The 13,359-nt window shown below is 74.3% G+C and carries 9 protein-coding genes; 3 read left to right on the top strand and 6 right to left on the bottom strand.

Going from position 1 to position 13,359, the window contains the following annotated elements:
• Positions 1-113: 113 nt before the first annotated feature.
• Together OSB71_RS19070 and OSB71_RS19065 are read right to left on the bottom strand one after the other, a co-directional pair.
• Positions 114-4,034, bottom strand: a complete 3,921-nt coding sequence (locus OSB71_RS19070; protein WP_416237295.1) for an ABC transporter ATP-binding protein — start codon at positions 4,032-4,034, stop codon at positions 114-116.
• 54 nt (positions 4,035-4,088) lie between these two features.
• A complete protein-coding gene (locus tag OSB71_RS19065; protein ID WP_265949610.1) occupies positions 4,089-4,796 on the bottom strand; it encodes an ATP-binding protein in 708 nt (235 codons plus the stop codon).
• A 298-nt stretch (positions 4,797-5,094) separates the two neighbouring features.
• Between OSB71_RS19065 and OSB71_RS19060 the strand changes: the two genes are divergently transcribed.
• A complete protein-coding gene (locus tag OSB71_RS19060; protein WP_265949694.1) occupies positions 5,095-5,301 on the top strand; it encodes a DUF397 domain-containing protein in 207 nt (68 codons plus the stop codon).
• Between the two features lie 139 nt (positions 5,302-5,440).
• Positions 5,441-6,343: a Sco1979 family transcriptional regulator gene (locus OSB71_RS19055; RefSeq protein WP_265949609.1), complete on the top strand. Its 903-nt coding sequence runs from the start codon at positions 5,441-5,443 to the stop codon at positions 6,341-6,343.
• A gap of 194 nt (positions 6,344-6,537) precedes the next feature.
• Here the strand turns inward: OSB71_RS19055 and gdhA are convergent, their stop codons facing one another.
• Together gdhA and speB are read right to left on the bottom strand one after the other, a co-directional pair.
• On the bottom strand, positions 6,538-7,872 hold the full coding sequence (gene gdhA, locus OSB71_RS19050) for an NADP-specific glutamate dehydrogenase (RefSeq protein WP_265949607.1): 1,335 nt from the start codon (positions 7,870-7,872) through the stop codon (positions 6,538-6,540).
• Positions 7,873-8,923: 1,051 nt separating this feature from the next.
• Positions 8,924-9,910, bottom strand: coding sequence for an agmatinase (gene speB / locus OSB71_RS19045; RefSeq protein ID WP_265949605.1), 987 nt, complete (start codon positions 9,908-9,910; stop codon positions 8,924-8,926).
• A gap of 115 nt (positions 9,911-10,025) precedes the next feature.
• Between speB and OSB71_RS19040 the strand changes: the two genes are divergently transcribed.
• Positions 10,026-10,856, top strand: coding sequence for a phosphatase (locus OSB71_RS19040; protein ID WP_265949604.1), 831 nt, complete (start codon positions 10,026-10,028; stop codon positions 10,854-10,856).
• Between the two features lie 57 nt (positions 10,857-10,913).
• On the opposite strand, the gene OSB71_RS19035 is transcribed toward OSB71_RS19040, so the two are convergent.
• Both OSB71_RS19035 and OSB71_RS19030 read right to left on the bottom strand, forming a co-directional pair.
• A complete protein-coding gene (locus OSB71_RS19035) occupies positions 10,914-11,813 on the bottom strand; it encodes an acyl-CoA thioesterase (RefSeq protein ID WP_265949602.1) in 900 nt (299 codons plus the stop codon).
• Between the two features lie 6 nt (positions 11,814-11,819).
• Positions 11,820-12,977, bottom strand: coding sequence for an acyl-CoA dehydrogenase family protein (locus OSB71_RS19030; protein ID WP_265949601.1), 1,158 nt, complete (start codon positions 12,975-12,977; stop codon positions 11,820-11,822).
• Positions 12,978-13,359 lie beyond the last annotated feature (382 nt).

Genomic DNA, 13,359 nt, shown 5'->3' with positions numbered 1-13,359 from the left:
CGGGCGCGGGAAGCGGCGCGCGGGCGGCACCCCCGCCGCCGGGGGTGCCGCCCGCGTGCCGTGCCGTGGCTTGCCGCGCGCCGGGCGCCGGGCCAGGTGCCGTGCCGGGCGTCTCAGGCGCCGCCGGTCGGGACGGCCGGGCGCTCGGCCGGGGCGGCCCCCGGGGCGCCGCCGCCGGTGAAGGTGTGCCACAGCGCGGCGTAGCGCCCGCCCGCGGCCAGCAGCTCGGCGTGCGTGCCGTCCTCCACGACCCGGCCGTGGTCCAAGACGATCACCCGGTCGGCCCGCGCCGCCGTGGTCAGCCGGTGGGCGACCACCAACGTGGTGCGCCGCCCGGCCAGCGCGTCGGTCGCCTGGTTGACCAGCGACTCCGTCGCCAGGTCCAGCGCCGCCGTCGCCTCGTCCAGCAGCAGCACCGCCGGGTTCACCAGCTCCGCCCGGGCCAGGGCGATGAGCTGGCGCTGGCCCGCCGACAGGTTGCGCCCGCGCTCGCCGACCGGGTGCAGGTAGCCGCCGGGCAGCGAGGCGACCATGTCGTGCGCGCCCACCGCGCGGGCGGCGGCCTCCACCTCGGCGTCGCTCGCCCCGGCGCGCCCGTAGGCGATGGCGTCCCGCACGGTGCCGGGGAACAGGTACGGCTCCTGCGGGACGACGCCCAGGTGGCTGCGGTACTCGGCCAGGTCGAACTCCCGCACGTCGACGCCGTCCAGCTCCACCGCGCCCGAGGCCGGGTCGTAGAACCGGGCGACGAGCTTGACCAGCGTGGACTTGCCCGCGCCGGTCTCGCCGACGAACGCGACCGTCTGCCCGGCGGGCACGGTCAGGTTCACGTCCTCCAGCGCCGCCTCGGCCAGCGGCGTGCCGTCGGCCGCGCGGTAGTGGAAGCGCACGTCGCGGAAGGCGACCTCTCCGCGCGGCCGCTCCAGCGGACGCGGCGCGGCGGGCGGCGGGGTGGTGGTGCGCTCCCGCAGCAGCTCCTGGATGCGGCCGAGCGAGACGACGGCCTGCTGGTAGCCGTCGAAGACCTGGGAGAGCTGCTGCACGGGGGCGAAGAACAGCTCGATGTAGAGCAGGTAGGCCACCAGCGCGCCGGCCGTCAGCGTCCCGGCGGCCACCCGCTCGGCCCCGACCACCAGCACCCCGGCGGTGGCCAGCGCGGCCAGCAGTTGCACGAACGGGAAGTAGACCGACACCAGCCACTGGCCGCGCACCCGGGCCCTGCGGTAGCCGTCGCTGCGCCGGGCGAAGCGGCGGGCGCCGCGCTCCTCGTGCCGGAAGGCCTGCACCATGCGCAGCCCGGCCACCGACTCCTGGAGGTCGGCGTTGACGACGCTCACCCGCTCGCGGGCCAGCTCGTAGGCCTTGACGCTCTGCCGCCGGAAGAAGACCGTGCCGAGCACCAGCAGCGGCAGCGCGGCGAAGACGACCAGCGCGAGCTGGAGGTCGATGACCAGGAGCACCACCAGGATGCCGACGAAGGTCAGCAGCGAGACCACGGCGGTGACCAGGCCCGTCTGCAGGAACGTCGACAGCGCGTCCACGTCCGTGGTCATCCGCGTCATGACCGCGCCGGCGAGGTGCCGCTCGTAGTAGTCGAGCCCCAGCCGCTGGAGCTGGGCGAAGATCTTCACCCGCAGCGCGTACAGGACGCGCTCGCCGGTGCGCCCGGTCAGGCGCATGGCGGTGATCTGCGCGGCCCACTGGGCCAGCACGACGACCAGGGCCAGGGCGGAGGCGGCCCACACCGCGCCCGTCGCCTGCCGTCCGACGCCCTCGTCCACCCCGTGCCGGATGAGCATCGGCAGCGCGAGCATCGCCAGGGCGTCGACGGCGAGGAAGGCCAGGGCGACGCCCAGCGGGCGCCCGAAGCCGCGCAGCAGGCGGCGCAGCCGGTACGAACGCTCCGTCTGGTGCCCCGGTTCGTGCCGCTCGGCGTCCTCCTCGTCCACGTCGGGCACGTCCGTGGCCGGCGGCAGCGCGGCGACCCGCTTCCGCAGCTCCGGCGTGCCCGGCCCCGCGGCCAGCTCCGCGCCCCAGCTCCCCGGCCGGCCGCTCTGCGCCGCCGTCGTCGCCTCGCCGCCCGCGGTGCCGTCCTCGCCTTCCGCGCGGCCGGTGCGCACCCACAGCTTGGGGGTGACGCCGCCGCGCGCCCGGTGCCGGTCGTGCCCGGCCTGCCCCGCCGGGTCCCGTTCGACGTCGCCCAGCTCGTCGGGGTCGGTGAGCAGGCGCCGGTAGAGCGGGCAGCGCTCGGTGAGCTCCCGGTGCGTGCCGAGGTCGACCAGGCGCCCGCCGTCGAGCACGGCGATCCGGTCCGCGAGGGCGAGCGTGGACTGCCGGTGGGCGATGAGCAGGGTGGTGCGGCCGCGCATGACGCCGCGCAGCGCGTCGTGGATCTCGGCCTCCACCCGCGCGTCCACCGCCGAGGTGGCGTCGTCCAGGATGAGCAGCCGCGGGTCGGCCAGGATGGCGCGGGCCAGGGCGATGCGCTGCCGCTGCCCGCCGGAGAGCGTGAGGCCCTGCTCCCCGACGACCGTGTCGTAGCCGTCGGCCAGCTCGGTGATGAAGCCGTCGGCCTGCGCGGCGCGGGCGGCGGCGCGGACCTGCTCGTCGTCGGCGTCGGGCGCGCCGAAGGCGATGTTGTCCCGGACGGAGGAGGAGAACAGGAAGCTGTTCTCCGGCACCAGGCCGATCGCGGAGCGCAGCGAGGCCAGCGTCAGGTCCCGCACGTCGTGCCCGCCCACCCGCACGGCGCCGCCGGTCACGTCGTAGTAGCGCGGCAGCAGCATCGAGACGGTGGACTTGCCGCTGCCGCTGGTGCCGACGACCGCGAGCGTCTCGCCGGGGGCGACGGCGAGGCTGACCCGGTCGAGCACCGGGTGCTCGGGGTCGTAGCCGAAGGTGACCTCGTCGAACTCCACCGAGGCGGGGGCGTCGGCCGGCAGCTCGTGCGCGTCGGGCCGCTCGGCCATCTGCGGCTCGGCGTCCACCAGCTCGTAGACGCGTTCGACGCCCGCCCTGGCCTGCTGCCCGACGGTGAGCATCGCGGCCAGCATGCGCACCGGGCCGACGAGCTGGGCGAGGTAGGTGGAGAAGGCCACGAAGGTGCCCAGCGTGATGCTCCCGTTGACCGCCATCCACCCGCCCAGCGCCAGCATCGCGACCTGCCCGAAGGACGGGATCGCCTGGAGCGCGGGGGTGTAGCGGGCGTTGAGCCGCACGGTGCGCAGCCGGGCCGCGAACAGGGTGCGGCCGGCCTCCCGCAGCTTGCCCTGCTCCTGCCGCTCCTGCCCGAACCCCTTGACGACCCGGACGCCGGTGATCGCGCCGTCCACCACGGAGGCCACGGCGCCCGCCTGCTGCTGGGCGTACCAGGTGGCGGGGAACAGGCGGGTGCGGCTGAGGTCGGCGATCCACCACAGGAGGGGGAAGACCGCCAGCGAGACGAGCGTCAGCAGCGGGGAGAGCACCACCATCACCGCGAGCGCCATGACGAACAGCAGCACGTTGCCGATCATCATCGGCACCATGAACAGCAGGCTCTGCACGAGCTGGAGGTCGCTGGTGCCGCGCCCGACGACCTGGCCGGTGGACAGCTCGTCCTGGCTGCGTCCGTCGAGCCGCACCAGCGCGGCGTACATGTCGGTGCGCAGGTCGTGCTGGACGTCCAGGGCGAGCCGCCCGCCGTAGTAGCGGCGCACGTAGGTCAGCCCGTAGACGGCGACGGCGGCGGCCAGGAGCAGCCCGATCCAGCCGGGCAGGGCGGAGGTGTCCCCGGCCGCGATGTCGTCGATCACGGCCTTGGTGATCAGCGGCACCAGTGCCATGACGGCCATGCCGCCCAGCGAGGCGCCGAGCGCCAGCAGGACGTTGCGCCGGTAGCGCCAGCAGTGCGCCGTCAGCCGTCTGGCCCAGCCGGACCGCCGGCCTCCGGCTCCGCCCGCGTCCTCGCCCTCGGTCCCGCTCCCCGTCCGCACCCTGGCCCGCCTTTCCGGTCGTCTTGTCGCCAGAGAAGACCAACACCGGCCGGTCCGCATTTCATTCCGCTCCGCGTGCGGCGGTGGACGCGTCGGAGCCGGGGGCGGGGCACGTCAGAGCTGGGCGCGGCCGTCGGTGGGCCGCAGGCCGACGCCGTCGAGCCAGGGCGGTCGGGAGCCGCCGAGGATCTCCACCAGGAGCAGCAGCCGGGTCAGCGCGTCCCACTCGACGTCGTCCTGCGCGTCGGCCGCGCAGGCGCCCTCGGCGGGCGGCACGAACCCGGCGGCCTCGTCGCGGTCGGCGGCCTCGGCGGTGGTGAAGCGGGCCCAGACCGCCTTCCCGTTCGGCCCGGGCGTCGTCCAGCCCCAGGCGTCGGCGAGGCAGTCGACGATCTGCAGGCCGCGCCCGCCCTCGGCGAGCTCGTCGGCGGTGCGCACGGCCGGGGCGCTGTCACCGGGGTCGATCACCGCGCAGAGCACCGTGGGCCCCTGCCGGAGCATGCTCAGCATGACCGACTGGACGCCGGGCGGCTCCCAGGGCTCCACGCTGTGGCACAGCGCGTTGGTGACCATCTCCGACACCGACACGGAGACGTCGTCGGTCAGCTCCTCCAGGCCCCAGCCGCGCAGCGCGGCGCGCGCGTAGCCACGGGCCGTGCCGGGCGAGCGGGGGCCGCCCCCGAGCGTCCACGCGGCGAAGGCCGTGCCGCCGGCCGGTTCCATGACGGTGAAGGGGGCCGGGGCCGGGGACGGCGAGGGGCCGAGGGTGAGACCGGAGGGGTCGCGGGCAGCAGAACTCGCCCACCTCGCCGGATGAGTCATCGTCGAACCCCGCAGCCGTTCATTGGGTGGCGGTCACGTCGCTGGGAACACCCTTGCGCAACCCATCCTGTGGCATCTGTACTTACGGCTGCAAGTGCGGATGCAAGTACAGGTGCAAGTACGGGGGCCGGTGAGGCAGTATTTCGCCAGAGATCACACCGCGACTGACGTGACAGAAGAGGCAGAAATGGCAGGTAAGGCAGGCTCGGTGGCTGCGACACCCTCTCCGGACGGTGGCCGGTTCACCCCCTACGACGGCCCGGGCGGCGGCTACGGGAACGGCGTTCCGGCCACCGCGCTGAGCGGTGCGCGGTGGCGCAAGAGCCGCCGCAGCAACCCCAGCGGCAACTGCGTCGAACTCGCCGAGCTGCCCGGGGGCGACGTCGCGGTGCGCAACTCGCGCTTCCCCGCCGGACCGGCCCTGATCTACACCGACGCCGAGATCGCGGCGTTCATCCAGGGCGCCAAGGACGGCGACTTCGACGACCTGCTGACCGGAGCGTGACGCTCCGATCACCTGTACAGCCGACGCCCGGTAATGGGACACTGAGCCGCTGTCCCTTACCGAGCGCATATGCGGGCCGCATAGGACACCCGAAGCGCGCCCGGTCCGCCCACCGTCCGAGCCCCAGGAGCAGGCCCCGATGTCAGCCCAGCCCGAGCACGACTCACCGGTTCGGCGCCTCCTCGCCCAGCCCCGCGGCGGTCCCACGGTGCTGCGCATCGTCCTGGGCACCCACCTGCGACGGCTGCGCGAGGCCAGCGGCATCACCCGCGAGGCGGCGGGCGACGCCATCCGCGGCTCCCACGCCAAGATCAGCCGCCTGGAGCTGGGGCGCGTGGGCTACAAGGAGCGGGACGTCGCCGACCTGCTCACCCTCTACGGGGTGCACGACCCCCTCCAGCGCGAGGAGTTCCTCACCCTCGCCCAGCACGCCAACAACCCCGGCTGGTGGCACCAGTACAGCGACGTGCTGCCGACCTGGTTCGAGACGCTGCTCGGACTGGAGGAGGCGGCGTCCGTCATCCGCACCTACGAGGTGCAGTTCGTCCCCGGGCTGCTCCAGACGGCCGACTACGCGCGGGCCGTCACCAAGCTCGGGCACGCCCGCGCCTCCCAGGACGAGATCGAGCGGCGGGTGCGGCTGCGCATGCGCCGCCAGGAGCTGCTGACCCGCCCGCACGGGCCGCGGCTGTGGGCCGTCATCGACGAGGCGGCCCTGCGCCGGCCGCTGGGCGGCCCCGAGGTGATGCGCGCGCAGATCGCCCACCTGCTGGACATCGCCGACCGCCCCAACGTCACCCTCCAGGTGGCCCCCTTCCGCATCGGCGGCCTCGCGGCGGCCGGCGGCCCGGTCACCCTGCTGCGGTTCCACGAGTCCGACCTGCCCGACATCGTCTACCTCGAGCAGCTCACCTCCGCGCTCTACCTGGACAAGCGGCCCGAGGTGGAGACGTACATGGTGGTGATGGACCGCCTGTGCGCCGCCGCCGAGACGCACGCCGACTCCGTCGCCTTCCTGCGGCGGCTCCACGCCGAGCCGTAGCCCCTCCCGCCCGGCCACTTCCGGGCGGCTCACCGCCCCACCCCCGGGCGGCCCCACGCCGCGCTCCGCCCCGCGCGGCGTGCTCCGGCGCCCTTCCACCGGCCCGGGCCCGTACGGCCCGGCCGGCACCGGCCCGGGGCCGCCGTCGCGCGACTCGGCGCGGGGCGGCCGGACCGGGGCGCCGTCGGCGGGCGTCAGATCAGGCCCTGGGCCAGCATCGCGTCGGCCACGCGCTCGAAGCCCGCGACGTTCGCCCCGAGCACGTAGTCGCCCGGCGCGCCGTACCGCTCGGCGGTCTCGTGGCAGGTGGCGTGGATGTCCCGCATGATGGCCGTAAGGCGCTCCTCGACCCGCTCGTGCGACCACCGCGCGCGCCCGGCGTTCTGGCTCATCTCCAGCGCGCTGGTGGCCACCCCGCCCGCGTTCGCCGCCTTGCCGGGGCCGAAGGCCACCCCCGCCTCGGTGAACACCCGCACGCCCTCCGGCGTCGTGGGCATGTTGGCGCCCTCGGAGACGGCCTTCACCCCGTTGCGCACCAGGAGCCGGGCGGCGTCCTCGTCCAGCTCGTTCTGCGTCGCGCAGGGCAGGGCCACGTCGGCGGGCACGTCCCAGACGTTCCCGTCGGCGACGTAGCGGGCCGAGGAGCCGCGCCGCTCCGCGTAGTCCGCGACCCGGCCGCGCTCGACCTCCTTGACCTGCCGCAGCAGCGCCACGTCGAGGCCCTTCTCGTCCACCACGTAGCCGCCGGAGTCGGAGCAGGTGAGCACGTGCGCCCCGAGGGCCTGGGCCTTCTCGGCCGCGTAGATGGCGACGTTGCCGGAGCCGGAGACGGTGACCTGCTGCCCGTCCAGGTCCTCGCCGCGCACCCCCAGCATCTCCGCGGCGAACAGCACGGTGCCGTAGCCGGTGGCCTCCTTGCGGGCCTGCGAGCCGCCCCACTCGGGCCCCTTGCCGGTGAGCACCCCGGCCTCCCACCGGTTGGTGATGCGCCGGTACTGGCCGAACAGGTAGCCGATCTCCCGCTCGCCGACGCCGATGTCCCCCGCGGGCACGTCGGTGTGCTCGCCGAGGTGGCGGTGGAGCTCGGTCATGAACGACTGGCAGAAGCGCATCACCTCGGCGTCCGAGCGCCCGTGCGGGTCGAAGTCGCTGCCGCCCTTGCCACCGCCTATGCCCAGGCCGGTCAGGGCGTTCTTGAAGATCTGCTCGAACCCCAGGAACTTCACGATCCCGAGGTTGACGGACGGGTGGAAGCGCAGCCCGCCCTTGTAGGGGCCCAGCGCGCTGTTGTACTCGATCCGGAAGCCGCGGTTGACCCGCACCCGCCCGGCGTCGTCCTGCCAGGGCACCCGGAAGATCACCTGGCGCTCGGGCTCGCAGATCCGCTCCACGATCCGGGCCTCGGCCAGCTCCGGGCGGGCCGCCAGGACCGGGCCGAGCGTGTCCAGAACCTCCTTGACGGCCTGATGGAACTCGGGTTCGCCGGGGTTGCGCCGCAGGATCGCGTCGTACAGCGGCTCGTCACGCATCACGTGGTTCCTCTCCCTGCCTGTTCTTGCGCCGACCGTAGGGGGCCGGGCGCCCGCGGGTACGCAAGTGTCGCGCACCCCACAGCGGCCGGGCCGCCGCAGGGGTGTGCACGGTGCACTGCGAAGCCGTTGTTTCGGCTCTGTAAGCGACGGTTTTCGGCCGTGTTCTGGACGGCTCGGAAGACCCCGTTGACACGCCCCGTTGGGCAACGTGCCCAACATCCGTCGCAACGCCCCTGGTGGGACGCGTGCAACCCGCAGGTTACTGAAGCGTAGCTGTATTACTTCCTGCCACTCATTTAACACGCAACGTTACTGATTCTGTTCGGTCGATGTGCAAACCATGGAGATTATCGACAGACTCACCAACGCAATCCCGCGGGACGGGGTGTCGGAAGACGCTAGGCGGCGGTGCTGGCCCTGTGGGGGGTGCTGGCTCGCTTGTGCCACCAGCGCGACGCCCCGCGCGAACGGCCCTGGAGAGAGGCCTGACTCTCCGGGGCCGTTCCTCTTTCCCCCCACGCTACCGACGGACCCCCGACGGACCCCGGACGCCCCTCAACGGACCCCCGACGGCCTCCACAGGCCCCACGCGGGGGTCGCACAGACCCCACACCGCGCATCCACCCGGCGCCCCGGACGACCCCCGGTGGCGCGACGGGCCCCGCCGCCCCACCGCACGCCCTCGCAGCGGCACCCGCGCCCCGGCACTCCGGCGCGCACGCCAGCCGCCCCCGGCGAGCACCGTGGGCGACACCCACCGGCCGCCCGCCCCGCACACGCACCCGACGCCCCCGTCGGCAGGGCAAGCCGCGGCACGACCAGGCCGGACCGACCGCCCCCACGCCCACCCACGGCATCCCACACCCCGCCACAGCCGCCGCACCACACTGGGCCAGCCACCCCGGCGAGCCCGAAACCGCACACCCCCGCGCCCGGCGCACCGCGCCCGACGCCCCCGGCGGCGGGCCGGGGCGTCCGCCGGGCGGCGCGCCCGGGTACGACCGCCGGGCGGGCCCCGTGCGGGGGCGGCCCGCCCGGCGGGGCCGGCTCACCGGGCCGGTGCGGAGTCCGCGATCTGGCGGGACATGATCGTCGTCAGCTCGTACGCCGTGTGGGACGCGGCCACGGAGGTGATCTCCGCGTGGTCGTAGGCCGGCGCGACTTCCACCAGGTCGGCGGAGACCAGGTGGCAGCCGGACAGGCCGCGCAGGATCTCCAGCAGCTCGCGGGAGGTGAGGCCCCCGGCCTCGGGCGTGCCGGTGCCGGGCGCGTGCGCGGGGTCGAGCACGTCGATGTCGATGGAGACGTACAGCGGACGGTCGCCGATGCGCTGCCGGAGCTGGTCGGTGACCTCGTCGACGCCGCGCCGCATGACGTCGGCCGAGGTGACGATGCCGAAGCCCATCTTCTCGTCGTCGTCGAGGTCCTTCTTGCCGTAGAGCGGACCGCGGGTGCCGACGTGGGACAGCGCCGAGGTGTCGAGGATGCCCTCCTCCACCGCGCGGCGGAACGGCGTGCCGTGGGTGTACTCGGCGCCGAAGTAGGTGTCCCAGGTGTCCAGGTGCGCGTCGAAGTGGAGCAGGGCGACGGGGCCGTGCTTGCGGGCGACCGAGCGCAGCAGCGGCAGCGCGATGGTGTGGTCGCCGCCGAGCGTCATCATGCGGGCGCCGGTGTCCAGGATCTCGTCGGCCGCGGCCTGCACGGTCTCCACGGCCTCGTCGATGTCGAACGGGTTCACCGCGATGTCGCCGGCGTCGGCGACCTGCGCGAGCGCGAACGGCGAGGCGTCCTGCGCCGGGTTGTAGGGACGCAGCAGCCGGGAGGCCTCGCGGATGGCGTTGCCGCCGAACCGGGCGCCGGGCCGGTAGGAGACGCCGGAGTCGAAGGGCACGCCGACGACCGCGACGTCGGCGGCCTCGACCTGGTCCAGACGCGGCAGGCGGGCGAAGGTGGCCGGTCCCGCGTACCGGGGTACCCGGGAGGAGTCGACGGGACCGACGGGACGGGCGGTGGGGTGGGGGCTCGTCTCACTCATACGCCGGAGGCTAGGTGGCCGCGGGCCGACCGTGACATGGACGTTTCTGAGCGGGTGGGTGCCGTCTTTTGGACACTTGGTCCAGGGAGTCGACCACACGCGCGACAATGGCGGCATGCCCGCACCCATGGAGCCTCCGCCCTTCCCCCCGGCACCGCGGCCCGCCGCCGTCCCCACGCGCGCCGAGCTGGTCGAACACCTGCGGCACACCCGGATCGCCGGTGACGTGGCGACTCCGCGCGAGAACAACCTGGCGCACTACCGGTCGCTGGCCAACGGGGACCGGTACTACTGGTTCGGCCTGGAGCTGGGCGACCGGTGGACCGACGAGCAGGACGTGCTCGCGGTGATGGCCGAACGCGCCGGCGTGGTGGACGACCCGGGGCACCGCACGGGCCAGGACACCATCGACCCGGACCTGACGATCGACGCCCTGGAGCGGGCCGCCGTGCGGCTGCGCAAGGCGGCGGACACCGGCGAGCGGGTGCTGCTGGCCACCGGTCACCCCGGCGGCCTGCTGGACGTGCACCGGGCGGTGGCCGCCGCGCTGCGGGCGGCGGGGTGCCACATCGTGCGCGTCCCGCTGGGCCTGGTGGCCGACGAGGGCGTCGTCGTCCAGCTCGCCGACGTCGCGATGCACGAGCGCGGCGCGACGCTGTGGCACACCCACTCCCCCGAGCCGATGCGGGCGATCCTGGACGCCCTGCCCCGGCACGGCGAGCCGCTGCCGGACCTGGTGTTCGCCGACCACGGCTGGGCCGGGTGCGCCGGGCAGCGCGGCCTGGACACGGTCGGCTTCGCGGACTCCAACGACCCGGCGCTCTTCGTCGCCGAGGCCGAGGGCACCCTGGCGGTGACCGTGCCGCTGGACGACCACGTGGTCAACCCGCGCTTCTACGAGCCGATGACGGCCTACCTGCTGGCCACCGCCGGCCTCGCCACCTGAGCCCCGGCCCGGACCGGCGCGGCCCTCACCGGTGTTTCCGCACCCGGCCCGTCCCCGTCAGCGCGAGCGCGGCACGCGCACGGCGCCCTCCTGGATGACGGAGGCGACCAGCCGCCCGTCCGCCGTGAAGATGCGGCCGTGCCCCAGGCCCCGCCCGCCCTGCGCGGTGGGGCTCCGCTGGTCGTAGAGCAGCCACTCGTCGGCGCGGAACGGGCGGTGGAACCACATGGCGTGGTCCAGGCTCGCCCCGACCACGTCCCCCACGACCCACCCGCCGCGCCCGTGCGCGAGCAGCACCGAGTCCAGCAGCGTCATGTCGGAGACGTAGGTGACCAGGCAGGTGTGCAGCAGCGGCTGGTCCCGCGCGCCGTCGAGCGTGCCGTTGGTGCGGAACCACACCTGCGAGCGCGGCTCCCGCTTCCCGCCGGCGGCGGCCGCGTACGGCGGCTCGTTGACGTAGCGCAGGTCCACCGCGGCCCGGGCCTCGGCCAGCCGCCGGGCGACGGACGGGTCGCTGAAGAGGTGGGCGTGGCGCGGCAGCAGCTCCTCGGAGGTCGGCAGCGACCGCGGGTCCGGCGCCGACGGCATGGGCTCCTGGTGCTCCAGCCCCTCCTCCGCCGTTTGGAAGGACGCCGAGAGGTGGAAGATCGGCTGCCCGTGCTGCACGGCGACGACCCGCCGGGTGGTGAAGGAGCGCCCGTCGCGGATGCGGTCCACGGTGTAGAGGATGGGCGCGCCGGGGTCGCCGGGGCGCAGGAAGTAGGCGTGCAGCGAGTGGGCGGGGCGGTCGTCCGGGACCGTCCGCCCCGCCGCCACCAGCGCCTGGGCTGCCACCTGCCCGCCGAAGACGCGCGGGACGACGGCGCAGCGGCTGGCGCCGCGGAAGACGTCTCGCTCGACGCGCTCCAGGTCCAGCAGGTCCAGCAGCTCCGCCAACGGGGTACGGGACTCGCTCACGGCCGGCTACAGCCCCATCGACTTGGCGACGATGGAGCGCATCACCTCGCTGGTGCCACCGTAGATGCGGGTGACGCGGGTGTCGGCGTACAGCCGCGCGATCGGGTACTCGCGCATGTAGCCGTAGCCGCCGTGCAGTTGCAGGCAGCGGTCGATGACCTTGGCGGCCAGCTCGGTGGTGAACAGCTTGGCGGACGCGGCGTCGGCGGCGGTGAGCTCGCCCGCCTCGTGCGCGTCCAGCGCCCGGTCGACGACGGCCTGCATGGCGTCGACGTCGGCCTTGCAGTCGGCCAGGACGAACTTGGTGTTCTGGAAGGAGGCGACCGACGTGCCGAAGACGGTGCGGTCGGTGACGTAGTCCTGGGCGAAGCGGACGGCGGCCGCCGCCTGCGCGTAGGCGCCGACCGCGATGCCCAGGCGCTCCTGGGGCAAGTTGTGGGCCAGGTAGGCGAAGCCCTCGCCCTCCTCGCCGAGCAGGTCCGCCACGGGCACCTTGACGTCGGTGAAGGACAGCTCCGCGGTGTCGGAGGTCTTCAGCCCCAGCTTGTCCAGGGTGCGGCCCACCGCGTATCCGGGGCTGTGCGCGTCCACCACCAGGATGGAGATGCCCGAACGCCGGTCCTCCGGGGTGGGCGGCGCGGTGCGGGCGCACACCAGCACGCGGTCGGCCTGGACGCCGCCGGTGATGAACGTCTTCGCGCCGTTGAGCACGTAGTGCGTGCCGTCCTCGGAGAGCCGGGCGGTGGTCTTCATCCCGGCCAGGTCCGAGCCGGTGCCGGGCTCGGTCATCGCGATCGCCGTCATCATCTCGCCGGAGACGAAGGCGGGCATCCAGCGCTGGAGCTGCTCACGGCTGCCGTACTTCAGCAGGTAGGGCAGGCACAGCGCGGTGTGCACGCTGGAGCCGCCGAAGCTGACGCCCGCCCGGGCGCACTCCTCGCTGATCACGGCGGTGTACTTGAAGCTCGTCTCCCCCGCGCCGCCGTACTCCTCGGGCACCTCGATGCCGAAGACGCCGAGCTCGCCGAGCTTGCGGTAGAAGGAGCGCGGCACCCGGCCCGCCGCCTCCCACTCCTCGTAGTGCGGCACCACCTCGCCGGCGATGAAATCGCGGATCGTCCGGCGGAACGCCTCATGGTCCTTGTCGAACACCGTGCGACGCATGGAGCGCCCTCCTGACTCTCGCTTTCTAAGCGCTTGCTCAGCCGAAGCTACCGAGGGCCGGGGCGCGTGTCCAGAGCGGGGGCCGCGCGACGGGTGAGCCGGAGGCGCACCGGCCCCGGCACGAAGGCGACCCGCTGCCCGTGCCCACCTGCCACGGGGCACGATCACCCCTGCCGACTGGCTGCCCACCCTGCCCCACGCGCACGCCACCCCCCTCGCCCACCTCGCGCGCGAGCGCGGAGGGTGGCCCTGCGGCGGCTGTTTCACGCTTCCGGGAACCGTGCGCCGACCGTCTGCCCTGCTCACGCACCTCTGTCCGGGTCCTTGTCATCTGCGGTGCGTCGGGTGTGGCAGGTGCAGTCGCAGCGTCCGGTCACCGCGG

Source organism: Streptomyces marinisediminis, from assembly GCF_026262575.1.
Classification (GTDB): domain Bacteria; phylum Actinomycetota; class Actinomycetes; order Streptomycetales; family Streptomycetaceae; genus Streptomyces; species Streptomyces marinisediminis.
Note: the sequence above shows the minus strand (reverse complement) of the source record. Positions and strands in the feature narration are given on the sequence as shown.